The sequence below is a fragment of the Williamsia sp. SKLECPSW1 genome, assembly GCF_054332755.1.
Genome location: NZ_JBTGLI010000001.1, coordinates 1649126 through 1673381 on the forward strand (window position 1 = coordinate 1649126; position 24256 = coordinate 1673381).

Consider the following 24256-nt stretch of genomic DNA (forward strand, 5'->3'; position numbering starts at 1 on the left):
GGAGAGGTGGAGCGCGTGCGTGTCAGACGAGGGCGTCCGACGGTGTCCCCGGCGTCGATGCGGGAGCGGTCGAAGGTGCTCGTCGCGTCGCGGCGGCCGTCAGGGCGAGCAGGACGGCGAGCGTGACGGCGGCGGCCACCACGGCGTGGGACATCGACGACGCCGAGGCGATCGCGCCGAACGCGACTGTCGCAACCGCGGCGAACAGGTACGCCACGGCCGCGTAACGGGACGCGGCGCGGGCATGTTCACCGGGCCCTGACGCCGCGCTGACGATGCGCAGTCCGGAGCGGTACGCCAGGCCCTGTCCCGTCCCGGCGATCAGCCCGGCTGCGAGCAGGGTCGCGATGTCCGGGATAGCCGGGACCAGCCCGGCGACGACGACTCCCGCGACGATGAGCAGTTGCGCCGCGACAGGATCCGACGCACGCGCGCTCGGGGACAGCACACGCTGGGCGATCCACGCCGCCAGCAGGTAGACGGTGACCGGTGCGGCGAGGACCGCCAGGTTGTGCGTGGCGAGCATCGCCGCGCCGTAGCTGGGTAACAACGCCACGACGAGGCCCGCAGAGACCCACGCCGAGATCCCGCTGAGGTAGCCGACCATCGGACGTCGAGCGGGTGCGCTCGCCGTCATCGGTCCACTCCCCCGATCGTTCGGCGTGGTCGCGGGCGCGCGGCGGTCGAGGACTACCGCGACGACGGTGGTGGCCAGCAGGCCGGCGTGGACGAGGTACACGGCGACGGTGGGCGCCGGCAGGTACTGGGCGAACCCCGCTGCGGCCAGGGTGCCGACCGCGGAACCGAGGACGGTGGCGGTGGCCATCGTCGTCCGTCCGCGGTCGCCGGCGCGTTCCAGGACGAGCCCCGAGACGGAGCCGGTGACGAGACCGACGGACAGGCCTGCCGCGACGCGCGCCACGCACGCCGTGGCCGCGGAGTCCGCCGACGCCATGATCACGTCGGCGATCACGCCCGCGGCAGCACCCGCTGCGATGCGCCACCACCATCCGGCGCGGCCGGCGGGGCGCCCGATGAGCACGAGGGTGGGGACGAGAGCCAGGAGGTAGGCGGCGAACACGACCGTCACCAGCAGCGGTGGAAGCGACCACTCCGCGCGGTAGAGCGGCATCATCCCGGTGGCGAGATTGGGCTGGGCCATGACGAGGACGAACAGCACACTGGGAGCGGCGACTCGCATCGTGGTCCTCCTCCGTCGGGAACAAGTGAGAAGTTCTTGTCACTTGCCGGAAGACCGTAGCGCAGGCGTGGGCAATTGGGAAGAACTTCTCGGATACAGTGTGGTCGTGACACCGAGCACACCAGCCCGGACCCGCAGCGACGCGCTCCGCAGCCGGACCGCCCTGACCGACGCCGTCGAGCGTCTCCTCGAGGGGGGCCGGGTGGACTTCTCGGTCCCCGAACTCGCCAGTGAGGCCGGCGTCGGGGTCGCCACCGCCTATCGCCACTTCCCCTCCCCGTCGGATGCGTTGCATGCCTACTACGCGCGCGCGGCGGGGCAACTCGCCGACGCATTGCAGGCGACCGAGGCGGCGACCCCGCCCGAGTTGTTCGACGCCTACTGCGCACAGTGGGTGTCGCAGGCGCGGACGTGGGGTCCTGCGGTGCGTCACATCCGCAGCCACCAGGGATTCATCGAACGTCTCGTCGCCGGCGACCCGGCGATCGTGGCGCTCCACGAGACGCTCGGGACCGTCCTGCAGGCCCTCGTCGACGACGGCGTCATGGCGCCCACCGACATCACCGTCGCGGTACTGCTGTGGATCACGATCTTCGACGAGCGCGTCGTGTACGACCTCGCCCACCACCGCGGATGGTCGACCGGCCAGATCGTCGACCACCTCACCGCCGCGGCGCGCGGCGCACTGGGACTCCGACACTGACCCGGTTGCACGGGCCGTCGGACGCCGTGGTCGACGGGCGGGGCACAGTGGAGGGATGTCGCAGACCCAGACCGACCTCGACTTCTACTTCGACCCGGTGTGCCCGTTCGCCTGGATGACCAGCAAATGGGTCCGCATCGTCGCCCGCCAGCGCGACTACACCGTCGGATGGCGGTTCATCTCGCTCCGCCAGCTCAACGCGCACATCGACTACGACAGCCACTTCCCGCCGGAGTACGAGGCCCAACACACCGCGGGCCTGAAGCTGCTGCGTGTGGCGTCGAGCATCCGCGACCGCGAGGGCGACGAGGCCGTCGGCCGCTTCTACGAGGCTCTCGGGACCGCGATCTTCGACGATGCGCCGGCCCCCGACGACGCCGCCGGTCAGGCCCGGCGCGGTACCGCGGACTTCGTCGCGCCGATCCTCGCCGATCTGGGCCTGGCGAGCGACCACGTCGAGGCTCTCGACGACACCGCCCGCGACGACGTCATCCAGGACGAGACCGACCGCGCGCTGTCGCTGACCGGCAAGGACGTCGGCACGCCGATCCTGCACTTCACGCCGCCGACCGGCGTCGCGTTCTTCGGCCCCGTCATCAGCCGACTCCCCGACGACGCCGACGCACTCGAACTGTGGGACCACGTCATCGGACTGGCGAGCTTCCCCGGCTTCGCCGAGATGAAGCGGTCACTGCGCGAACGCCCTCAGCTCCGCGCGTTCGGTGTCGAACCCGGTACCGAGGGCATCACCGAGGACTGGCATGCGGGGAGTCGACGCCAGAAGAAGTGACCGCCGGCTCCTGGCGCGACAACCGCGTCGCGTACCAGGCGCACATCATCAGCTGGACCTGGTGGAAGATCAACAGCGGCAGCACGATCAGGCCGACCTGGTGGTTCGCGAACAGCACGGCGGCCATGGGCAGTCCGGTCGCAAGGCTCTTCTTGGTCCCGCAGAACTGGATGGCGATCGCGTCGGGGCGGGAGAACCGTAGTCGGCGTGCGACCCATCCGGTGAGGGTCAGCATCACCGCGACGAGCACCGCCGCACCGCCGATCACGACGAGGATCTGCCACCACCGCACGATGGACCAGACGTGCTCGCGGACGCCTGAAGGCGACGTAGACGACCAGCACGATCGATCCCCGGTCGACCAGTTTCGTCGGCCCGGCGTGCCGGGTGAGGAAACCACCGACCAGTGGACGTGCCACCTGGCCGGCGACGAACGGCACCAGGATCTGCAGGAGGATCTTCAAGATCGCCGACGCGTCGATGTGCACACCGCCGCCACCGCTGAGCACGGCGACCACCAGCAGCGGTGTGAGGACGACCCCGATGAGATTCGACGCCGACGCGCTCACGATCGCGCCGGCCACGTTGCCGCGGGCGATCGAGGTGAACGCGATCGACGACTGCACCGTCGAGGGGAGCAGACACAGGAACGCGACGCCCAGTGCGAGGTCGTCGCCGAGCACCGGTCCGGCGAGCGGGCGCAGTCCGATGCCGACGAGCGGGAAGAGCACGAACGTGAACGCGAGGATCGTCGCGTGCAGGCGCCAGTGCCGCAGACCGTCGACCGCCTCGCGCGGGTGCATCCGCGCGCCGTAGAGGAAGAACAGCAGCGCGATCGCCGCGACGACGACCCAGGACATGATGTCGGCGAACACACCGCGCGCTGGGAGCAGCGACGCGACGACGACGGCGGCGAGGATCGCCAGGATGAAGCCGTCGAGGTGGAGCCTTCTCAGCACCGCGCGGCGGAGGAACCGGCGGTTCCGCAGGCGCCGGCGAGCACGCACGTCCCGCACGCCCCGGTGTCGCACGACGCATCGTGGTCATCGGCGTCGGGGACGACTGCGGCTGCGCGCAGGCCGAAGGACGCGGCAGCGCCGACGATGACCAGCGCGGCCACGAACGCGACGGACGCGAACACGACCGCCGACGCCGAGCCGCCCGCCAGGCCCAACACCGCGCCCAGGGCGGCGACGAGTCCGGCCCCGAGCAGTCCCGGTCCGGCGACGGCGTGGGTGGTGCGGAAGGTGTCGTCCGAGCGCATGGTCGCCGGGGTCCGGATACCGACGACGCGGTTCCGCGGGAGGCGACGCGTCACCCCGAGCCCACCGACGACCAGGAACGCGACCGCCAGTACGGCGTCGACGAGTCCGAGGACGAGGGCAGCGATGGTCACCGCCCCAGGATACGAGGCCCCGCCGACCGGTGGTCCGCGGGCCCACAGCCACGCTTTACGCTGGTCAGGTGACGAACGACGACACCGCCATCGCCACCGGCCACCGCTACACTGCGGAGTCGGCCGGTGAGATCGAGGCCCGCTGGCAGCGGATCTGGACCGAGCGCGGCACCTTCGAGGCGCCGAACCCGGTCGGTCCGCTCGCGGGAGACCTCAGCGGGACGACGGAGAAGCTGTTCGTCCAGGACATGTTCCCCTACCCCTCGGGGTCGGGTCTGCACGTCGGGCACCCGCTCGGATTCATCGCCAGCGACGTCTACGCGCGCTATCACCGCATGAACGGTGTCAACGTCCTCCACACGATGGGGTTCGACGCCTTCGGCCTGCCCGCCGAGCAGTACGCCGTGCAGACCGGCACCCATCCGCGCACCACCACCGAGGCCAACGTCGAGCGGTACCTGGGACAGATCCGACGCCTCGGGCTCGGTCACGACGAACGCCGCCGCGTCGCCACCACCGACGTCGACTTCTACAAGTGGACGCAGTGGATCTTCCTGCAGATCCACGGGGCCTGGTACGACGAGGAGGCCGACAAGGCGCGACCGGTCACGGAGCTGATCGCCGAATTCGACGCCGGGACCCGCTCCCCCGCCGACGGTTCGGTGTGGGCCGATCTCGACGATGCGGGCAAGGCGGCCGTCGTCGACTCCTACCGCCTGGTCTACCAGTCGGATTCGATGGTGAACTGGTGCCCGGGTCTGGGCACCGTGCTGGCCAACGAGGAGGTCACCGCCGACGGTCGTAGCGATCGCGGGAACTTCCCGGTCTTCCGGAAGCGTTTGCGGCAGTGGATGATGCGGATCACCGCGTACTCCGATCGCCTGCTGGACGACCTGGAGTTGCTCGACTGGCCGGACAAGGTCAAGTCGATGCAGCAGAACTGGATCGGCCGGTCCCGCGGCGCGCGGGTGTCCTTCTCCCTGGAGGGGATCGACACGCCCATCGAGGTGTTCACCACCCGACCGGACACCCTGTTCGGCGCCACCTACATGGTGCTGGCCCCCGAGCACGCGCTCGTCGACGAGATCGTCGCCGACACCTGGCCGGTCGACGTCGACGCCCGGTGGACCGGCGGCGCCGCCACCCCCGCGGAGGCCGTGGCCGCGTACCGCGCGTCGATCGCCGCGAAGTCCGACCTCGAGCGCCAGGAGAACAAGGAGAAGACCGGCGTCTTCACCGGGTCGTACGCCGTCAATCCCGTGAACGGGCAGCAGGTCCCGGTGTTCATCGCCGACTACGTCCTGCTCGGATACGGGACCGGCGCCATCATGGCGGTCCCGGCACACGATGCCCGCGACTTCGAGTTCGCGACCGCGTTCGGTCTGCCCATCGTCGAGGTGATCGGGTCCGACGAGGGTGTCGCCGAGGCGGCCTACGTCGGCGACGGACCACTGGTGAACTCGGGCTTCCTCGACGGGCTGCGGGTGGACGAGGCGAAGACCGCGATCATCGAGCGCCTGGAGGCGGACGGGACCGGTACGGGGACAACGCAGTACAAACTGCGTGACTGGCTGTTCGCGCGGCAGCGCTACTGGGGTGAGCCGTTCCCGATCGTCTACGACGATGCCGGACTGGCACATCAGATCCCGGAGTCGCAGTTGCCCGTCGAGCTGCCCGAGGTCGACGACTTCGCGCCGGTCTCCTTCGATCCCGACGACGCGGACAGCGTCCCCTCTCCCCCGCTGGCGAAGGCCACCGACTGGGTGAACGTCGAGCTGGATCTCGGGGACGGCCTGCAGCACTACACCCGCGACACCAATGTCATGCCGCAGTGGGCCGGCAGCTCGTGGTACCAGCTGCGCTACATCGACCCCACCGATCCCGATCGGTTCTGCGAGCCGGAGAACGAGCGGTACTGGATGGGTCCGCGGCCGGACATCCACGGCGCGAACGATCCCGGCGGTCTCGACCTGTACATCGGCGGTGTCGAGCACGCCGTGCTGCACCTGCTGTACGCCCGGTTCTGGCACAAGGTGCTCTACGACCTCGGTCACGTGTCGAGCATCGAGCCGTACCGGAAGCTGTACAACCAGGGCATGATCCAGGCGTTCGCCTACACCGACGCGCGGGGGATCTACGTCTCGGCCGACGAGGTCGAGGAGCGTGACGGCGGGTACTTCCATCAGGGCCGGCCGGTCCGGCGCGAGTACGGGAAGATGGGCAAGTCGCTCAAGAACTCCGTTGCGCCCGACGACATCTGCCGCGACTACGGTGCCGACACCCTGCGTGTGTACGAGTTGTCGATGGGGCCGCTGGACCAGTCGCGGCCGTGGGCGACCAAGGACGTCGTCGGCGCGCAGCGCTTCCTGCAGCGGGTCTGGCGACTGGTGATCGACGAGGAGTCGGGGGGTGTCCGTCTGACCGACGAGGCGCCCGCCGACGAGACGGTGAAGACGTTGCACCGCACCATCGCCGGCGTCCGGGAGGACTACGCGGCGCTACGGTTCAACACGGCGATCGCGAAGCTCATCGAGTACACGAACCACCTGACCAAGCAGTACCCCGGTGGCGCTCCGCGTGACGCGGTGTCGCCGCTGGTGTCGATGGTCGCTCCCGTCGCGCCGCATGTCGCGGAGGAACTCTGGGCGCACCTCGGCCACGCCGAGTCGCTGGCGCACGGCCCGTTCCCGGTCGCGGACGAGTCGTTGCTGGTGGAGGCGTCGATCGAGCTCCCCGTGCAGGTGAAGGGCAAGGTGCGGAGTCGGATCACCGTCGCCGCGGACGCCGACGAGGCGACTGTCGTCGCTGCGGCTCTTGCCGACGAGAAGATCGCCGCCCTGCTCGACGGTGAGCCGCGCAAGGTGATCTACGTGCCCGGCAAGATGGTCAACATCGTCCTGTAGGAGGTGCGATGAGCGGATCGGGGAGTGTCGCGACGGCGTCCACACCGCGATTCGTGCTGATCCTCATCGGGGTCGGGGGATTTCTCGACACCTACACGTTCCTCACCCGCGGTGGCGTGTTCGCGAACACGCAGACCGGCAACGTGATCCTGCTCGCGACGTCCGCGGCGGCGGGGGAGTGGCATCGCACGGTGGCGCATCTGTGGTCGATCCTGGCGTTCGTCGTCGGGGTCCTCGTGGCGACGATGCTCCGGACATGGTGGCGCGATGCGATGAGCGCGTCGCTGCTGTTGTCGGTGACGATCGCGCAGACGGTCGTGCTCGGCGTGGTGGCCGCGGTGCCGGCCGGGTGGCCGAATGTCGCTGTGACCGTGCCCATCGCGTTCATCGCGGCGATGCAGATGGAGCTGTTCCGCACCATCGGTGGACTGCCCATCATCACCATCGCCACCACCGGCAACCTCATGCGGTTCGTCGAGTCGGTGCACGCCGCCCTCACGACGCGCGACGCCGAGAGCCGCCGACGCTGCGGTCTCTACAGCGCCGTGGTGGCGGCGTTCGCCGGGGGAGCGGTGATCGGGGCGATCGTCTCCCGGTGGCTCGGCTCCCCGGCCGTCGCCGTCTGTGCGGTGGCGATGGCCGTCGTCGCGCTCTTCGTCCTCGTCGACTCCCGCCAGATCGACTCCGATGCAGGCGAACCGGTGGGCTGACTCAGCGGTCCACGGAGGCCTTCGACGTCGCGTCGGCGGTGGTCGTGTCCTTCTCCCAGAAGTGCGCCCCCACCAGGCCGATCGACGCCGGGTCGAACTGTGGATCGAGTCCACGCTTCTTCTGCGACTCGAAGTCGCGCAGCACCTTGAACGCGGGCTGTTGCAGGATCAGGATGCCCACGATGTTGAGCCACGCCATGACCCCGACACCGATGTCGCCCAGTGTCCATGCGTCTGCGGCGGTCGACACCGTTCCCCACACCACCGCGACGAGAATCGCCGCCTGCAACACGATCGTCAGGTTCGCCCCGATGGTGCCCCGGATGACCGGGACGGTGCGAGTGGCGAAGTCGCCCATGAGGAAACGCAGATTCGTCTCGGCCATGTAGTAGTAGGCGATGATCGTCGTCAGGCAGAAGAACAGCAGTGAGACGGCGATGAACGACGCGCCCGCTCCGTCGAAGACGGTGTCGAACCCACGCTGTGCGTAGGCGGGGCCGACGACGGCGTCGTCACCGAGCGCACCACCCTGACCGAGCACGCGTCCGTCGGCGCTCTCGCCCTCGAACACGCGGTAGGCACCGCTGGTGAGGATGAGGAATCCGGTGGCGGTGCAGATGAAGAGGGTGTCGATGTACACGGCGAATGCCTGCACGAGTCCCTGCTTGGCCGGGTGCGACACCTCGGCGGCCGCGGCGGCGTGGGGCCCGGTGCCCTGGCCCGCCTCGTTGGAGTAGATGCCGCGCTTGACGCCCCACATGATGGCGGCGCCGACGACGCCACCGAACGCGGAGTCGAACCCGAAGGCGCTGGAGAGGACCATCCGGAACACCCCCGGCACCTCGGAGGCGTTGGCGCCGAGCACGATCAGTGCGAGGACGATGTAGGCGACCGCCATGAACGGCACCACCACCGAGGCGAAGGTCGCGATGCGCTTGACGCCGCCGACGATGACGAACGCCAGGACGATCACCGCACCCACGCCGACGATCCACGTCGAGATGCCCCACGCCTCGTCCATGGCCACGGCCATGGAGTTCGACTGCACGCCGGGCAGCAGGATGCCGCAGGCGATCACCGTGACCGCGGCGAAGACGAGCCCGTAGACCTTCGCGGGGCCCGCGAACCTGGTGTGCGCCAGTGCGCGACTGAAGTAGTACGCCGGCCCGCCCCGGTACTCGCCGGTCAGCTTGTCACGGGTCTTGTAGATCTGACCCAGCGTGCACTCGACGAACGATGTGGACGCGCCGAAGAAGGCCACCATCCACATCCAGAACAGTGCGCCCGGTCCGCCGAAGGCGATCGCTGTCGCGACACCGGCGATGTTGCCGGTGCCGACGCGTCCGGCCAGTGACATGGCCAGTGCCTGGAACGACGACACCCCCTGGGGGGACTTCTCGCCACGGACCAGCAGGCGCAGCATCTCCGGGATCTGACGCACCTGGACGAAGCGGGACCGGATCGTGAAGTACAGGCCGGCGCCGAGACACAGGTAGACCAGCGCGTTGGACCAGATGACGTCGTAGATCGACGCGAGGATGTCGCTCATGACCAGCTTTCGTGAAGTCGGAGAGCGTCAAGAATCACACAAAACGGGCAAGTCCGCAGGCTGTGCGGCATGACCGACCGTCACTTCGGCGGGAGTGTGAGCACGAACGACGCCGCGCGGTCGGCCCAGTCGCCGAGGACGTCGTCGTCGGTGAGACCGGCAGGCTCGATGCGGAGCCAGCCGCGGGCGGGTTTGCCGGACATCAGCATCGGCCCGACGTGATCCCGCGCCATCAGGGCGTCGACCTCGTCCGGGTGGACACGCACCATGAGGCCCTGCTGCTTGCCGAGGATGACGACGGCCATGTGACCCCCGACGAGGAACGCGAGCCCGCCGAACATCCGCTTCTCGGTGAGATGCGGTTCGGTCTCCATCGCGTCGCGGACGCGATCCGCGAGGGACTCGTCGTACGCCACGGTGGTCGTCTCAGTGCGTCGCGACGGCCGCGGGGTCGGACTCGACGTGGCGATGCGACAACTCGCGCAACGCGCGGAAGACGCGGCGCGACGACTCGGCCCACGGCATGAGGATCGGGAACACGTGGAACATCCCCACCTCCTCCATCGCGTAGACCGTGACGCCCGCGGCCTCGAGTCCCTCCGCGAACTTCCGGATCCCGTCGCGGAACATCTCGTCGGCGCCCCAGCAGACGAAGGTCGGCGGGAACCACTTCGGGTCGGGCTTGGCGTAGATCGCCGACACCCGTTCGTCGTTCGGCTGGACGCCCTGGAGGTACGGGCTGACGGGCACGTTCCACGGCAGGATGTCGAGCTGTGCGTTCGCCGTGATCGACGGATGGTTCATGTCGAGGTCGACCTCGGGTGAGAACAGCATCACCACAGCAGGTTTCGGCAGGTCGTGCTCGTGCAGGTACGACACGAGCGACGTCGCGAGACCGCCGCCACCGGAGTCGCCCGCGATCACGATGTGGTCGGCGTCGATACCCCGTTCCAGCAGCCCGCGGTAGACGTCGGCGGCGTCGTGCACGCCGGCGGGGAACGGGAACTCGGGGGCCATCCGGTAGTCGGCGATGAACACCTCGTACCCGGTGATGTTGACCAGCGAGGCCGCGAAGGCGGAGTACATGATCGGCGAGGTGCCGATGTACCCGCCACCGTGCAGGTACAGGACCGTCGCGGTGATGGCGTCCTTGTCGGTGGACTGCTCGACGTACTCGTCGGTGCTGCCCTTGGCGCGACACCAGATCCCCTCGACACCGCCGATGGTGTCGTCGGTGATCTCCACGCCGTCGGTGAGACTGATGAACGGCGGCATCACGACCCGACAGATGTCGTCGAGGATCTTCTCCATCGAACGGAACTCCTCGATCGGCAGCGCCATCGAGTAGCCCATGAACGAACGGATGGTCTGCCGTGTGACGGACTGCCCGATGTTGTCGAGCAGCCCGCCCGGGCCCCGCCAGAACTTCCGGAACGGGACCCGCGCCAGGCCGTTGAGCATGCTCTCCGACAGTCCGAGCATCGCCAGCGCCGTCACCGGTGCGGACGCGGTCTGGACCTCGGGTCGATCCGCCATCACCATGGGTGCCAGTTTAGGTGGCCTCGACGGTCGCCTGTGGTGACGCTGTGCTCCGTTCGGAGGATGGTCCAGGTCGGCGCTCGACGCGACCATCGACAGATGGTCCACAGCACCTCACGCCTGCTGCGTCTCGGAGTCTGTCTCCCCGCGTTCGCCGTGATGGCCGGAACGGCTGCATGTGACGGCGGCGGGGAGACATCCGGGGCTCCGTCGTCCGTTCGGGGCTCTGCGATGGCGGCCGGTGCGACGGCGACGCCACCGACTTCGAGCGCGACGTCCTCGACGACGACGAGCGCAAAGCAGTCGACCGCCCCGTCGGTCTCGGCAGACGCGTACTCCGCGACGTCGGGGGGCAGTCAGGGCTGGTTCTTCATCACCCCGAGCGGCAGGTGGCGTTGCGCGATCGTGCCTCGGCTGACCGCCGTGGGCTGTCAGCCTTCATCGAACACAGGTCCGTCGATCGGGGTCACCGGCGAGCCGGCCGCCGTACCGAATCCGGTGGGCACGACCTCCCGCCCCAATGCGATCTGGATCCAGAGAGGGCGCGACCCGGAGTTCACGTATCGGGGCCAGGCCGACTTCTGGCGGTTCCCGCTGGAGCAGACCCCGGTCCTGCCGTACGGGCGGGAACTCGTCGCCGACGGGTTCGCCTGCAACACCGCGTTCTCAGGGACCTCCTGCCTCGACAGGACCTCCGGCAAGGGATTCACGTTCTCCGACGCCGGGTACGTGTGGTCCTACACCCCGGTCGGCGCACGGGCTCAGATGCCCGCGCCCACCGCGGCGCCGGTCGACTTCACCGGCAAGTGGATGGGTCACGGACGGCAGGTGGACCTGCGACCTGATGGGAGCGCTTCCGTCGACCTGGCGAGCGGTGCGTCGAACGGCTCGAGCTGGGACGCCACCTGGCGCCAGACGGGGGACTCGTTCCAGCTGGTCTTCACCACGCAGACACAGCAGTACGGGGCCGGTGCAGGCGCGATCGCGTCCGGCACCTCGTGGACGGGATCCCTCACGACGGCAGAAGGGGCGAGGGTGCTCGTGTTCTCGGACGATCCGACCGTCTACTGGTGTCGGTACGCAGATACCGGCTCCGGTGTCTGCGGCGCCTGATGGTCGACTGCCGGCGGTGGCCGGGACCCGTCGGCCCCGGCCACCCGGCGATCATGCCGCGGCCGCGCCGACCTCGGCGGGCGCGTCCTCCAGCGCGACGGCGATGATGTCGGCGACATCGGTCATCGGGCGCACGTCGAGTGCCTCGAGGACCTCGGCCGGGACGTCGTCGAGGTCGGGTGCGTTGCGATGCGGGACGAAGACCGTCGACAGCCCGGCCCGTTGCGCGGCGAGCAGCTTCTGCTTCACCCCGCCGATCGGCAGGACGCGACCGTTGAGGGTCACTTCGCCGGTCATGCCGACGTCCGCCCGGACGCGACGGCCGGTCGCCATGGACACCAGGGCGGTGACCATGGTGACGCCCGCCGACGGACCGTCCTTCGGGATGGCGCCCGCGGGGACGTGCACGTGGATGCCCCTCTCCAGCGACGCCGGGTCGACGCCGAGCTGCTCGGCGTGCGACCGCACGTAGGACAGCGCGATCTGCGCCGACTCCTTCATCACGTCACCGAGCTGACCGGTCAGGTTCAGGGCCGGCTTGCCGTCGGTGGCGGTGGCCTCGATGTAGAGGACGTCGCCACCCATGCCGGTCACCGCGAGGCCCGTCGCCACGCCGGGAACCGCCGTCCGCTCGTCGGAGTCGGGGGTGAACCGCGGCCGGCCGATGAAGTCGGCGAGGTTCTCGACGTCGATCGTCACCGACTCCACGGACCCGTCGGCCAGCCGCGTCGTGGCCTTGCGCAGGGCCGTCGCGAGGAAGCGCTCGAATTGGCGCACCCCGGGTTCGCGGGTGTGGTTCGCCGCGATCTCCCGGAGCGCCTCGTCGGTGACGACGACCTCGTCGGCGGTCAGCGCCGCACGCTCCCGCTGCCGGGGGAGCAGGTGGTCACGGGCGATCGCGACCTTGTCGTCCTCGGTGTAGCCGTCGATGGTGATGAGCTCCATGCGGTCCAGCAGGGGACCGGGGATCTGCTCCACCACGTTGGCGGTGGCGAGGAAGACCACGTCGGACAGGTCGAGGTCGATGTCGAGGTAGTGGTCGCGGAACGTGTGGTTCTGCGCCGGGTCGAGCACCTCGAGCAGAGCGGCCGCGGGGTCGCCGCGGAAGTCCGACCCCACCTTGTCGACCTCGTCGAGCAGGACGACCGGGTTCATCGACCCCGCCTCGCCGATCGCGCGCACGATGCGCCCGGGGAGCGCGCCGACGTAGGTGCGCCGGTGCCCGCGGATCTCGGCCTCGTCGCGCACGCCACCGAGGGCTACGCGGACGAAGTTGCGGCCCAACGCCTTCGCGACGGACTCGCCCAGTGACGTCTTGCCGACCCCGGGAGGGCCGGCGAGCGCCAGCACGGCACCCGACCCGCGACCGCCCACGACCTGCAGGCCACGCTCGGCCCGCCGCGATCGCACCGCGAGGTACTCGACGATGCGGTCCTTCACGTCCGACAGGCCGTGGTGGTCCGCGTCGAGGACGCGTCGCGCCTCCGCGATGTCGGTGGAGTCGGTGGTGGTCACCGACCACGGCAGATCCAGGACGGTGTCGAGCCATGTACGGATCCAGCCGCTCTCGGGGCTCTGTTCGCTGGCCCGCTCGAGCTTGCCGACCTCCCGCATGGCGGCCTCGCGGACGGCATCGGGCAGATCGGCGGCCTCCACGCGGGCGCGGTAGTCGTCGGAGCCGTCCGGCTCGTCCTCGCCCAGTTCCTTGCGGATGGCGGCGAGCTGCTGCCGCAACAGGAACTCCTTCTGCTGCTTCTCCATCCCGTCGCGGACGTCGTCGGCGATCTTGTCGTTGACCTCCACCTCCGCGAGGTGGTCTGTGGTCCACCCGATCAGCGCACGCAGGCGCTCACCCACGTCGGGGGTCTCCAGCAGTTGCCGCTTCTGCACGTCGGTGAGGTACGACGCGTAGCCGGCGGTGTCGGCGAGGGCCGACGGTTCGGTGAGCCGGTTGACCGAGTCGATGACCTGCCAGGCCTCACGACGCTGCAGGATCGCCAGCACCAGCTTCTTGTACTCGGCGGCCAGCTCGCGGACCTCGTCGGTGACGGGGGCCTCCTCGACGGGGTCGACCTCGACCCACAATGCGGCGCCGGGTCCCGTCGTGCCCGACCCGATGTGCGCGCGGGACTCGGCCTTCACCACGGCCGCGGGTTCGCCGCTCGCGAGTCGCCCGACCTGGACGATCGACGCGACCACGCCGTGCGACGGGTAGCGGTCCTCCAGGCGGGGCGCCACGAGCAGCTTGTTCGAGCCGCCGGCGGCCTGCGCGGCGTCGACCGCGGCACGCGCGGCGTCATCCAACTCGAGGGGGACGACCATCCCGGGCAGGACGATCGGATCGGTCAGGAACAGGACAGGCAGACGTTCGCTCATGCTTCCTCCAGTGTTGAGCATGAACGGCTCAACTGGGCAGAGACTTGCGGTGTTCCCGCTCAACCCGTCTGTTCGTCCACAGCGAAATCCCTGGGTGCCGTGCGGCTCAGGACGGAGCTCGTGGCCGCCGGCGCGATGTCGTTGCCGCGCCGGAGGTCGATGCGTCGGCCCGAGCAGGCGACGCAGCGGACGTACAGAACGGTGCCGTCACTGGTGGGGTGGGTCGACTCGGTGATCCAGGCGTGCTCATGAGTGGTGGCGAGGGGGGTGGGCGAGGTGGTCGTCGCCGTGTGTGAGGACTGCATGCGACCACTGTGATGTCATGGTCTTGTGCATCTCAACCCTTACGGCGAATACGCGGTGCTGTTGGCGGCCTCGTTGGCCGACGACTGGCCCGACGACTGCGACGGCATCGAGCAGCGGGCGCGCGATTTCGGGATGACCGGGCAGTTCGTCACCGGACCCGATGACCACGCACGCACCCGGGCGGTGATCGACACCTGGCTGCGCGTGGTCGACGCCGAGACAGACGACGACCGCGCCCGTCTGGTGAACGAGATGATGAGCGGCGCGACGGCCTACCCGCGTCTGACCAACCACGACGACGAGGGGTGGCACCTCCACTACCGCGACCTCGACCAGTCACTCGCCCACGTGCTCAGCGCCGTCATCTCCGTGGGGACCGCGCTCCACCTCACGACGCGAGGGATGCATCGCATCGGCCGGTGCGCGGCGGGCCTCCCCGGCGGCGGGACCTGCCGCATGGTGATCGTCGACGTCAGCCGCAACGGCACCCAGCGGTACTGCTCGGTGCGCTGTGCGAATCGTGCCGCGGTGCGCCGGCACCGTGCTCGCGGCGTCTCGGCCCGGTGACGGATGGCCGACGACGGCGGATCAGTCGGACGAGCCGTCGCCGGCCACGACGGCGTCGATCGTCCATCGACCCGGCGACGGTGCGGACACGTAGAAGGTGTCGCCCTTCGCGATCTGCGCAACGCCGTCCGCGGTCCGGATCCGGATGTCGACCAGGAGACGTGCGGTGGAGTCGGTCGTGGTGATCGTCGCGCACCAGCCGTCGGTCGACGAGGGCAGCGCGGCGATCCACGTCTGCAGCTCGGCACCGCTCGGCGCGGGCGCGGCCTGGGACATGGTCGCGCGCACCGCGGCGGCCGATCGTTGCCGGACAGCGGCGTCGACGAACGCGGTGACCGCACCGGTGGGGGTGCTCGGATCCATCGTCGTCGAGGTGGTGGTGACGTCACCCTTGGTTCCGACCTCGCAGAAAGGCACCCGAGCCGCGGTGGGGCCGCCGCCGCCCCCCGAGGTGAGTGCGACGGCGACCCCGGCCGCGATGCCACCGACCACGACGATCGCGGCGAGGGCGATGAGGATCGGGCGACGACGACCGCCCGTCCGGGCGCGCTGCTGGCCGGCGACGGCGATCTGCTCGAGTCCCGCCGACCACGCCTCCGGGGTGCCGAATCCTGCTGCCGCACGCGGGGGTTCGGACGGTGATCCGCGCGGTGGCTCCGGGTCGCGCATCGCGAACCACGGGGGCTCGGGCAGTGCCGCCCGCGTCGTCGGCTCGTCGCGCGTGGGCTCGTCGTCGGGACGAGTCTCCTCCGGACGTTGTTCGTCGGGCCGGTCGTCGTCGGTCACTGGGACACCTCACCGGTGAGCAGCATCGAACCCGGACTGCCCGCGACGCTCGCCTGCAACCGGTACGACGTGACCCCACCGCTCGGTGGCTGTGTCGTCAGCGTCAGCAGGACCGTGTCCGGGCGGGTCTGCCGCATCCGCAGGCAGTAGGTGGAGCCGGCGGGGTAACCGTCGAGAGCCTGCGAGATCAGCTCCGGCGTCGCCATCGGGTTGCCCGCCTTCACGGCCCTCGTCGCCCGGGCGGTGTCCCGCGCGGTGATGACGGCGTAGTGGTACTCGGCGACGATCGAGATTGCCGACTCCTGACTCCCCGGCCCGTTGGTCACCGTCTCGCCGGGCGCCGCGGTGGAGGGGTCACATGGCAGCGGCTGGATCGCGGGCAACGGACTGACCGAGACCGACCCGGACGGCGCCGTCGCGACACCGGACGGGCCGGAGGGGCTGGAGCAGGCGGTGAGACCCACCACCAGGGCGATGAGCCCGAACGCCGTCAGGCCACCCGTGCTCGCCCGGGGGCGAGAGGGTGGCCTGACGATGAGAGCGCTCGACACCTCAGCGAGATTACTTGCGGTGCTTGCCCCCGACCGACGCGGATGCGTACTGCGGGTAGTCGATCTGCAGGCCGGGGAACGCCTTCTGCGCCTCCTTGCCGAAGTTGACCACCGCGGCGGTCACGGAGTCACGGGCGGTCTGCGCGAACACGCCGGCCGCCTTGTAGGGGGCATCGGCCGCGTCGTGGTCGATCGCGATGGGCGCGTTGATCGGGCCGACGTTCACCTGCCCGCGCACGTCGCCGTTCTTCGCCACGACGTAGTCGATCTTCCCGCCACCGGGCAGGTTCGCGCGGTCGAGGTGCAGCTCGTACTGGTTCGCGTCCGGGTTCGGCGGCGCCGGCTTCGACTTGCTGGGGTCTTCGTTTGTCGCGCCACCGATCGGGGCGTTCGGGTCACCGCCCGGGTCACCGGCACCGACGGCGTAACCGATCGCACCACCGATGCCACCACCGACGAGGGCGCCGAGCGCGGCGCCGCCGAGGCCGCCGACGACGGGGCCGACACCGAGACCGATGAGCGCGCCCGTTCCTGCACCCGGGCCAGTCAGTACGAAGCCTGCGGGTGCCGAGATGACTGCACCGGTGATCGCGCCCGCGATCGCACCGACGCCGGCACCCACCGGGAGACCGATGATCGCGCCCGGGACCGCACCGATGGCAGCACCGGTCGCTCCACCGACCAGTACGCCGAGGGTCGTCGAGGCAGCGGTGCGGGCGGCCTGATCCTTCGGGAAGCCGATGGACTCGTAGTAGGTGGCGGTCCGGGCCTCGATCGTCGCGGCCTGGCCGTTGAGGTTGCGGGCGTCGGCGTCGGACAGCCACGCGGGCTGCGGGGCACGGAAGTTGCCCAGCTTGATCGTCCCCGGGCGGGGGAGGATCGGGTTCACCGGCGCGACCGGCTTCGGTGCGGTCAACATCGGCGGGACCGGGTTGTAGTTGCCCGAGTAGACCGGCGGGGTGTAGCCGGGGGAGTCCTCGTAGATGACCGGCGCGTCGTACGTGGGGGCCGGGATGATGCTCTGGCCGCTCGGCGGGGGCGGCGGCGCAGGCGTCGGTGTGGACGGCGCGGTGCCGGGCGCGGTACCCGGGGCCGACTCCGGCGCGGTGCCGGGCGCCATCTCGTTCACCGGCGGCGCGGTACCCGGCGCGGGTGCGGCGGCCGCCTGGCCCGCGGCTGCCGATGCCAGTGCTGCGGCGAGCACCACACCGGCGGTGGTGCGGGTCATCCGCTGTGAATGACTCTGTGACACGGTCACACTCCTTGTGATCGGCCACGCGGCGACCCGGGGCCCATGTCAGAGCCCCGAAGCGACCGCGCAAACCCCCGAAAGCAAACTCTGAGCAGAGTTAATCACGTACAGATGAGCGGGACAAACGGGGGCTGTGGACAGTGCCGCGGCGTCGCTACGGGGTGACGAGCAGCCAGGCGATCTCGTCGACGACGTCGTCCGGCAGAGGGGTCTGGCCGTACATGACCTGCCGGGTCATCAGTCCTTCGACGGCCATGCGGAACAGCTCCGCCCGCGCGGTCCCGATGGGATTGCCGGCGGCGGCGAAGCCGTCGGTGACCGCCTGCAGGAACTGTGCCTGCTGGGTGTCGAACGCCTCACGCATCTCCGCGTTGGTCATCGCCTCGCCACGCAGGTGGTGCCGAGCGATGACGCGTTGCCGGTTCTCCCCCGACGTCATCTCCCGGACGAAGCCGGTGAGCGCCGCGACGACGCTGGCCGGTGACCAGTCCTCGAGGGCGAAGTGCCGGACGACGGTGTCCAGGTCTCGCTGGAACACCTCCTCGAGCGCGAGGGAGAGCAACTTCGACCGCGACGGTGCGTGGTAGTTCACCGCGCCCTGGCCGAGGCCGGCCTCCGCGTCGACGGCGCGATGGGTGAACCCGCGGGGGCCGCGATCGGCCAGCACGGCGACCGCCGCCGTCCTGATGCTCTCGCGGCGCGTGGTCCCCGGGGCAGGCGTGTGGGTCGCGTCGTCGGTACGCGCGGATGTCCCGGATTGTGCGTCGATGGTCAGACCTCTCGTTCCCGGCGACCGAACCCCCGACGCGGTCGAAACACCTGTTGGTGATCACACGGTAGTCAACGCAGCGCCCCGGAGGAACACACGCGTCGACGTAGCCTCGGGTGCATGGGCACCGATCAGCCGTCCCGTCTCGAGGCGCAGCGTCGGATCGACGCGACGCAGGCGGACGTGTTCGCCGTACTGACCGATCCGCAGGGACACGTGGCGATCGACTCGTCGGGGATGCTGATGTCCGCCGACGGCGAGCGCGTCACCGCCGCGGGCGACACCTTCGTCGTCCACATGGACCGCGAGGCGCTCGGCGACCGGCCGATGGGGGAGTACGACGTCACCGTCACCATCACCGCGTTCGAACCCGACCGCGAGATCGCCTGGACCATCGTCGGTGTGATGCGACCGCCCATCGGGCACGTCTACGGGTACCGCCTCGAAGCCGACGGCGACGCCACCCTGGTGACCTCGTATCTCGACTGGTCGGACATCCACCCCGACTACCGCGACGCCGGCCTCTTCCCGGTGATCAATCCCGAATCCCTCCGCGCGACGCTCGGGATCCTCGCCCGCACCGTGCGCCGCGGGTATCCCGGGGCCTCGCCGCGCTGATCCACCGATCGGTTGATCCCGGTCTCACCGACCGGTTGATGTCCCCGCCGCCGAACTCGGCGAGCGTGGACGCATGGCGATCATCCGAGTCGAACAGCTGGCGAAGACATATCCCGGCGGCCGTGGCGTCGTCGACGTCGGGTTCACCGTGGAGGAGGGCGAGATCGTCGGCGTCCTCGGCCCCAACGGGGCGGGCAAGACGACCACGGTCGAGTGCATCGGCGGGCTCCGCGACCGCGACGGCGGGGTCGTGGACGTCGCCGGGTTCGACCCGGCCCACGAGAGCGCGGGTTTCCGCGAGATCCTCGGCATCCAGCTGCAGGAGTCGACGCTGCCGGCAAAGTTGCGTGTCGGTGAGGCGCTGGAGCTCTACGCAGCCCTGTACGCCCACCCCGCGGACACCGGTGAGCTCGCCGCCCGGCTGGGACTCGCCGACCACCTCACCGTCCCCTTCGCGTCGCTGTCCGGCGGCCAGAAGCAGCGCCTGTCGGTGGCGCTGGCACTGGTCGGGCGGCCACGCGTGGCGATCCTCGACGAGCTGACCACCGGGCTCGACCCGCAGGCGCGTCGCGAGGTGTGGTCGCTGCTGGAGGACCTGCGTGCCGACGGCGTCACCCTGCTGCTGGTCTCCCACTTCATGGAGGAGGCGCAGCGCCTCTGTGACCGCGTCGTCCTCATCGACCACGGCCGCGTCGTCGCGCAGGGGACCCCCGCCGACCTCGCCGGCCGCGTGGCGGGCGGGCGGGTCATCAGTGTCACGCCGTCCACCCCGATCGACGTCGATCTGCTGCGTCGACTCCCCAGCGTCTCCGACGTCGTCGAGTCGGGCACGGCGCTGCGCATCCGCGGCACCGACGACGCGCTCGCCGACATCGTGACGATCCTGCGCGACAACGGCTCCAGCGCACAGCATCTCCACGTCGACGAACCCACCCTGGACGACGCGTTCGTCGCACTCACCGATCCCGGAAAGGTGTCCCGATGACCACGCACGCTGTTCTGCACCGTCCGACGGCGACCGCCGCATCCCTGCCTCGCGGACTGCGTCCCGTGCTGATCTCCGAGGCGCGCCTGATGCGCCGCAACCCGGCACTGGTGGTGTGGGTCGCCGCGCTTCCGGTGATCGCCGCGGTGGTCCTCGGCGCCGTCCCCGCCACGCGTCGGCCCGTCGCGGACCTCGGTGGTCTCAGCGTCTTCGGCGCGTATCAGCCCGTCCTGGTGATGTTCTCGGCCGTGTTGCTCAGTGTCCAGATCCTCCCGGACGTGCTGACCCGGTACCGCGAGATGGGCATCCTGAAGCGACTGCGGACGACGCCGGCCTCACCGGCGGCGCTGCTCACCGCGCAGGTGGTCCTCACGTTCGCCGTCGAGGTGGTGGTGGCGGCGCTGATGGTGCTGGTCCCCACCGCGACCGGTGCGCCCCTACCGGGCAACCCCATGGGTTTCGTCGTGTCGTTCGTCCTCGCCGCCGCCGCGATGCTGTCCATCGGCATGGTCATCGCGAGCACGCTGCGCCACAACAAGATCGCGGCTGCGGTCGGGACGGTCCTGTTCTTCGCGCTCCAGTTCTTCGCCGGCCTGTGGGTGCCGCGCGCGACGATGCCGGGGTGGCTGCGCGGGGTGTCCGACGCGACGCCGAGCGGCGCCGCCGTCGGGGCACTGACCGACAGCGTTCACGGGGCATGGCCGCAGCTGATGTACCTCGGTGTGCTCGCCGCCTGGACGGTGGTCCTCGCGGCGGTCGCCGTGCGGACCTTCCGCTGGGAGTGAGACGTGCCCGCGGCGCCCGTCGTGGGCCGGAGACCGTGGGAGAATCCCGTCATGGGTGCCTCCCGACGCGCCGCGGCCCAGCCACTGAACTGGGATCGCTTCGACATCGCGCCGGTGTTCCTCGTCCTCGTCCCGGCCGGCCTCATCCTGGTCTCCGCGCTCGTCAGCGTCCTCACCGGGATCACCACGTCGGGGTGGCGGATGTGGGCGCTGATCGGGCTGTCGGTCGCGGCATTCCTCCTGCCGTTCACCTGGATCCGGGCGGCGACGCTGACGACCCCGACCCGCGCCGCGGTCTTCGTGGCGCAGTTCGCCGTCACGACCGGTCTGATCGCGACGAGCCCGTTCTTCGGGATCTACGCCTTCATGGGATACCTGACCGCGCTGATGCTGTTCTCCGGTGCCGCCCTGTGGACGGCGATGGCGGCGAACGCCGTGATCACCGCCGCCGCCCAGGTCGGCGGGTTCGGCGAGGTGCCCCGAGCGTGGCCGGCGTACCTGGCGCTGATCGCAGTGAACACCGCTCTGGTGGTCCTGTTCAGCTGGGTCGGGGCGAGGCGCGACCGTGAGGTGGCCGACCGCGAGGCGGCGGTCACCGCGCTCGAGGAGGCTCAGCGACGCAACGCGCAGCTGCAGGACCAACTGCTCGAGCGCGCCCGCGAACAAGGGGTCCTGGAGGAGCGCGCGCGGCTGTCCCGCGAGATCCACGACACCGTCGCGCAGGACCTCGTCGCGATCGTCAGTCAACTGGAGGCGATCGACGCCGACGGCGCGTGGGGCCCCCGGGTGGACACCGCGAAGACGTTGGCCCGTGCAGGTCTGAGCGAGGCCCGTCGGGCGGTCTACGCCTTGCGTTCCCCCATGCTCGACACCGCGCCCCTGCCGGTGGCGCTCACCGATCTCGTCGACGCCTGGGGAACCGTGCACCGGATCGAGACCAGCGTGACCGTCGACGGCGACCTCGTCCCGACGGACAGCGACCAGGACCTCCTCCGGATCTGTCAGGAGGCACTGTCGAACGTGTCGCGCCATGCGGCGGCGTCGAGCGTCCGGGTCCGCCTGTCCTACGTGGAGGAAGGTGTCCTCCTCGACATCGTCGACGACGGTGCGGGTTTCGACACCGGCAGTGTCCACGAGGGCAACGGGTTGCGGGGGATGCGCGAGCGGGTCGCCGGCGCGGGCGGGACGGTCTGCGTCGTCACCACACCGGGGTCGGGATGTGTGGTCAGCGCGGCGGTGCCGGCATGAGCGAGCACCCGATCACCGTGCTCGTCACGGACGACCACCCGATCGTCCGCGACGGTGTGACGGGGATGTTGTCGTCCGACGAGCGGATCGCGGTGGTGGCGTCGGCGTCGTCCGGGCCCGAGGCCGTCGCGCTGACCGCCCGTCACGATCCCGACGTCGTGCTGATGGACCTGCGGATGCCGGGCGGCGACGGTGTCCCCGCGATCGTCGAACTCCGGCAGCGGAATCCGCGGCGACCGGTCATCCTCGTCCTCACCACCTACGAGTCGGATCGCGACATCACCTCGGCGGTCGACGCCGGCGCGGACGGCTACCTGCTGAAGGCGCTCGGCCGCGACGAACTCGTCGCCGCCGTCGTCGATGCGGCCGCGGGACGTACCGTCCTCGCGCCGGTCGCCGTCGCCACCCTGATGGGACGCCGACCCGCCGAGGAGCTGACCGCGCGCGAGGTGGAGGTGCTCGCGGGCATCGCCGACGGCGGGACGAACCGCACGGTCGCGAGGTCGCTCGTCATCAGCGAGGCGACGGTCAAGACCCATCTGCTGCACATCTATTCGAAGCTCGGCGTACGCGACCGGGCCGCCGCGGTGCGCGTCGCCTACGAACGCGGCGTCCTCTGACTCACGTCCTGTCGGCCGCCACAGCCTCTTTCGCCTCGGCGAACAGTCGGGTGGCCGCCTCGTCGTCGTCGACCTGTGGCGGCGATCCGGTGAGCGGCGCCGTCGCGGTCTCGCGCAGGAACGCGACGGCGACCAGGCCGACCACCCCGCTCGCGATGAGGTAGAAGGCGGGCATCAGGTGGTTGCCGGTGACCGTCACCAGTGCGGAGGTGGCCAGCGGGGTGGTGCCGCCGAAGGCGGAGACCGCGATGTTGAAGCCGATCGACAGAGCGCCGTAGCGGACCACGGTGGGGAAGAGCGCGGGGAGCGTCGCGGCCGTCGGCGCGGCGAACCCGGCGAGCAGGACTCCCAGCACGATGCACGCGATGATCGGCGCCCAGATCGGCTTCTGGTCGAGCAACCAGAACGCCGGGACGGCCAGCACGATCTGACCGATCGCGGCGACGGCGAACACGGGTCGCCGGCCGACGTGGTCGGACAGGCGGCCGATCACGACGATCAACGCGACCACCACCAGCATCGCGAGCAGCACCAACAGGTCGGCGCTGAGCTGACTGCGGCCGATGACGTCGGTGAAGTAGGTCGGCAGGTAGGCGGTCACCATGTAGTTGGTGACGTTGTAGAGGATCACCAGGCCGACGCAGATGAGCAGCGCGCGCCAGTGGTCGACGAAGATGGCGCGGATGTTGCGACCACCGGTCTGCGTCTCCTTGACCTTCTCCTCGTGCTGGTCGAGCTGGGCGCGATACGCCGGCGTGTCCTCGAGTTTCAGTCGGAGATACAACCCGATCAGTCCCATCGGCCCGGCGACGAAGAACGGGATCCGCCAGCCCCAGTCCGTCATGGTCTCGCTGCCCAGGCCCGCGTTGAGCGCGGTCACGAGCAACGACCCCATCGAGTAGCCGATGAAGGTGCCGAAATCCAGCCAGCTGCCGAGGAATCCGCGCCTGCGGTCGGGTGCGTACTCGGCGATGAACGTCGTCGCACCGCCGTACTCGCCTCCGGTGGAGAACCCCTGCACCATGCGCGCGACGAGCAACAGGATCGGTGCCCAGATCCCGATCGAGCCGTAGCTCGGGATGAGTCCGACGGCGAAGGTGCCGACCGACATCATGATCATCGTGGCCGCGAGCACCTTCTGCCGGCCGATCTTGTCGCCGAGGGGCCCGAAGAACATGCCGCCGAGGGGCCGGACGATGAACGCGGCGGCGAAGGTCGCGAACGTGGCCAACAGCTGCGCGCTGCTCGACGCGGACGGGTAGAAGACCTTGCCGAGGGTGGCGGCGAGGTAGCCGTACACCCCGAAGTCGAACCACTCCATCATGTTGCCGAGGGCCGCGGCGGTGACCGCCCGCTTCAGCATCGGCGCGTCGACGACGGTGATCGACTCCCTCGTCAGCGGCGGCTTGGCGCGCATGAGGTCCCGCAGAGCCGCCCATCGGGAGCGTCGTAGCTGGTCCACTTCCCAGTTCTCGGGCCGTTCCTCGAC

The 24256-nt window shown here is 70.1% G+C and carries 23 protein-coding genes and 1 pseudogene; 11 read left to right on the forward strand and 13 right to left on the reverse strand.

What is annotated here, in order from left to right; translation table 11 throughout:
- Positions 1-22: 22 nt before the first annotated feature.
- Positions 23-1201, reverse strand: coding sequence for an MFS transporter (locus ACXVUM_RS07460; RefSeq protein ID WP_458521191.1), 1179 nt, complete (start codon positions 1199-1201; stop codon positions 23-25).
- Positions 1202-1307: 106 nt separating this feature from the next.
- Between ACXVUM_RS07460 and ACXVUM_RS07465 the strand changes: the two genes are divergently transcribed.
- Together ACXVUM_RS07465 and ACXVUM_RS07470 are read left to right on the forward strand one after the other, a co-directional pair.
- A complete protein-coding gene (locus ACXVUM_RS07465) occupies positions 1308-1904 on the forward strand; it encodes a TetR/AcrR family transcriptional regulator (protein ID WP_458521192.1) in 597 nt (198 codons plus the stop codon).
- 55 nt (positions 1905-1959) lie between these two features.
- Positions 1960-2694, forward strand: a complete 735-nt coding sequence (locus ACXVUM_RS07470) for a mycothiol-dependent nitroreductase Rv2466c family protein (protein ID WP_458521193.1) — start codon at positions 1960-1962, stop codon at positions 2692-2694.
- On the opposite strand, the pseudogene ACXVUM_RS07475 reads toward ACXVUM_RS07470, so the two are convergent.
- Positions 2651-3683: pseudogene (locus ACXVUM_RS07475) on the reverse strand (bile acid:sodium symporter family protein). The gene ACXVUM_RS07470 and the pseudogene ACXVUM_RS07475 sit on opposite strands and share 44 nt — an antisense overlap.
- Positions 3647-4090, reverse strand: a complete 444-nt coding sequence (locus ACXVUM_RS07480) for an SdpI family protein (RefSeq protein ID WP_458521194.1) — start codon at positions 4088-4090, stop codon at positions 3647-3649. Before ACXVUM_RS07480 ends, ACXVUM_RS07475 begins: the two are co-directional and overlap by 37 nt.
- Before the next feature lie 29 nt (positions 4091-4119).
- Between ACXVUM_RS07480 and leuS the strand changes: the two genes are divergently transcribed.
- Entirely contained in the window at positions 4120-6993 is a 2874-nt protein-coding gene (gene leuS / locus ACXVUM_RS07485; protein WP_458521195.1) for a leucine--tRNA ligase, read from the forward strand.
- A gap of 8 nt (positions 6994-7001) precedes the next feature.
- A complete protein-coding gene (locus ACXVUM_RS07490) occupies positions 7002-7703 on the forward strand; it encodes a YoaK family protein (RefSeq protein ID WP_458521196.1) in 702 nt (233 codons plus the stop codon).
- A gap of 1 nt (position 7704) precedes the next feature.
- Here the strand turns inward: ACXVUM_RS07490 and ACXVUM_RS07495 are convergent, their stop codons facing one another.
- From ACXVUM_RS07495 to ACXVUM_RS07505, 3 genes are all read right to left on the reverse strand, one after another.
- Entirely contained in the window at positions 7705-9252 is a 1548-nt protein-coding gene (locus ACXVUM_RS07495) for an alanine/glycine:cation symporter family protein (RefSeq protein WP_458521197.1), read from the reverse strand.
- 80 nt (positions 9253-9332) lie between these two features.
- Positions 9333-9668 carry a TfoX/Sxy family protein gene (locus tag ACXVUM_RS07500; RefSeq protein WP_458521198.1) on the reverse strand — a complete coding sequence of 112 codons (336 nt, stop codon included), beginning with the start codon at positions 9666-9668 and terminating at the stop codon, positions 9333-9335.
- A 10-nt stretch (positions 9669-9678) separates the two neighbouring features.
- Positions 9679-10794, reverse strand: a complete 1116-nt coding sequence (locus ACXVUM_RS07505) for an alpha/beta hydrolase (protein ID WP_458521199.1) — start codon at positions 10792-10794, stop codon at positions 9679-9681.
- A gap of 495 nt (positions 10795-11289) precedes the next feature.
- Between ACXVUM_RS07505 and ACXVUM_RS07510 the strand changes: the two genes are divergently transcribed.
- Positions 11290-11904, forward strand: a complete 615-nt coding sequence (locus ACXVUM_RS07510; RefSeq protein WP_458521200.1) for a hypothetical protein — start codon at positions 11290-11292, stop codon at positions 11902-11904.
- A 51-nt stretch (positions 11905-11955) separates the two neighbouring features.
- Here the strand turns inward: ACXVUM_RS07510 and lon are convergent, their stop codons facing one another.
- On the reverse strand, positions 11956-14280 hold the full coding sequence (gene lon, locus ACXVUM_RS07515) for an endopeptidase La (RefSeq protein ID WP_458521201.1): 2325 nt from the start codon (positions 14278-14280) through the stop codon (positions 11956-11958).
- A 59-nt stretch (positions 14281-14339) separates the two neighbouring features.
- Positions 14340-14585 carry a hypothetical protein gene (locus tag ACXVUM_RS07520; RefSeq protein WP_458521202.1) on the reverse strand — a complete coding sequence of 82 codons (246 nt, stop codon included), beginning with the start codon at positions 14583-14585 and terminating at the stop codon, positions 14340-14342.
- A gap of 25 nt (positions 14586-14610) precedes the next feature.
- Between ACXVUM_RS07520 and ACXVUM_RS07525 the strand changes: the two genes are divergently transcribed.
- A complete protein-coding gene (locus tag ACXVUM_RS07525) occupies positions 14611-15153 on the forward strand; it encodes a CGNR zinc finger domain-containing protein (protein ID WP_458521203.1) in 543 nt (180 codons plus the stop codon).
- 21 nt (positions 15154-15174) lie between these two features.
- Here ACXVUM_RS07525 and ACXVUM_RS07530 read toward each other — a convergent pair whose 3' ends face one another.
- The 4 genes from ACXVUM_RS07530 to ACXVUM_RS07545 form a co-directional block, all read right to left on the reverse strand.
- The gene (locus ACXVUM_RS07530; protein ID WP_458521204.1) at positions 15175-15939 is read right to left on the reverse strand and encodes a hypothetical protein; all 765 of its coding nucleotides are present in this window, start codon (positions 15937-15939) and stop codon (positions 15175-15177) included.
- The gene (locus ACXVUM_RS07535) at positions 15936-16490 is read right to left on the reverse strand and encodes a hypothetical protein (protein WP_458521205.1); all 555 of its coding nucleotides are present in this window, start codon (positions 16488-16490) and stop codon (positions 15936-15938) included. The genes ACXVUM_RS07530 and ACXVUM_RS07535 overlap by 4 nt, the downstream gene beginning before the upstream one ends.
- A 10-nt stretch (positions 16491-16500) precedes the next feature.
- Positions 16501-17718 (reverse strand): hypothetical protein, encoded by a 1218-nt coding sequence (locus tag ACXVUM_RS07540; RefSeq protein ID WP_458521206.1) that lies wholly within the window; start codon positions 17716-17718, stop codon positions 16501-16503.
- Positions 17719-17896: 178 nt separating this feature from the next.
- The gene (locus ACXVUM_RS07545) at positions 17897-18517 is read right to left on the reverse strand and encodes a TetR/AcrR family transcriptional regulator (protein WP_458522815.1); all 621 of its coding nucleotides are present in this window, start codon (positions 18515-18517) and stop codon (positions 17897-17899) included.
- A 114-nt stretch (positions 18518-18631) separates the two neighbouring features.
- On the opposite strand from ACXVUM_RS07545, the gene ACXVUM_RS07550 reads away from it, so the two are divergent.
- The 5 genes from ACXVUM_RS07550 (at position 18632) to ACXVUM_RS07570 (ending at position 22767) form a co-directional block, all read left to right on the forward strand.
- Positions 18632-19129 carry an SRPBCC family protein gene (locus tag ACXVUM_RS07550; protein ID WP_458521207.1) on the forward strand — a complete coding sequence of 166 codons (498 nt, stop codon included), beginning with the start codon at positions 18632-18634 and terminating at the stop codon, positions 19127-19129.
- A 73-nt stretch (positions 19130-19202) separates the two neighbouring features.
- Positions 19203-20114 carry an ABC transporter ATP-binding protein gene (locus ACXVUM_RS07555; RefSeq protein ID WP_458521208.1) on the forward strand — a complete coding sequence of 304 codons (912 nt, stop codon included), beginning with the start codon at positions 19203-19205 and terminating at the stop codon, positions 20112-20114.
- Positions 20111-20899 carry an ABC transporter permease gene (locus ACXVUM_RS07560; protein WP_458521209.1) on the forward strand — a complete coding sequence of 263 codons (789 nt, stop codon included), beginning with the start codon at positions 20111-20113 and terminating at the stop codon, positions 20897-20899. The genes ACXVUM_RS07555 and ACXVUM_RS07560 overlap by 4 nt, the downstream gene beginning before the upstream one ends.
- 51 nt (positions 20900-20950) lie before the next feature.
- Complete coding sequence (locus ACXVUM_RS07565; RefSeq protein WP_458521210.1) at positions 20951-22147, forward strand: sensor histidine kinase; 1197 nt, start codon at positions 20951-20953, stop codon at positions 22145-22147.
- Positions 22144-22767, forward strand: a complete 624-nt coding sequence (locus ACXVUM_RS07570; RefSeq protein ID WP_458521211.1) for a response regulator — start codon at positions 22144-22146, stop codon at positions 22765-22767. The genes ACXVUM_RS07565 and ACXVUM_RS07570 overlap by 4 nt, the downstream gene beginning before the upstream one ends.
- Before the next feature lies 1 nt (position 22768).
- Here ACXVUM_RS07570 and ACXVUM_RS07575 read toward each other — a convergent pair whose 3' ends face one another.
- On the reverse strand, positions 22769-24184 hold the full coding sequence (locus ACXVUM_RS07575) for an MFS transporter (RefSeq protein ID WP_458522816.1): 1416 nt from the start codon (positions 24182-24184) through the stop codon (positions 22769-22771).
- Positions 24185-24256 lie beyond the last annotated feature (72 nt).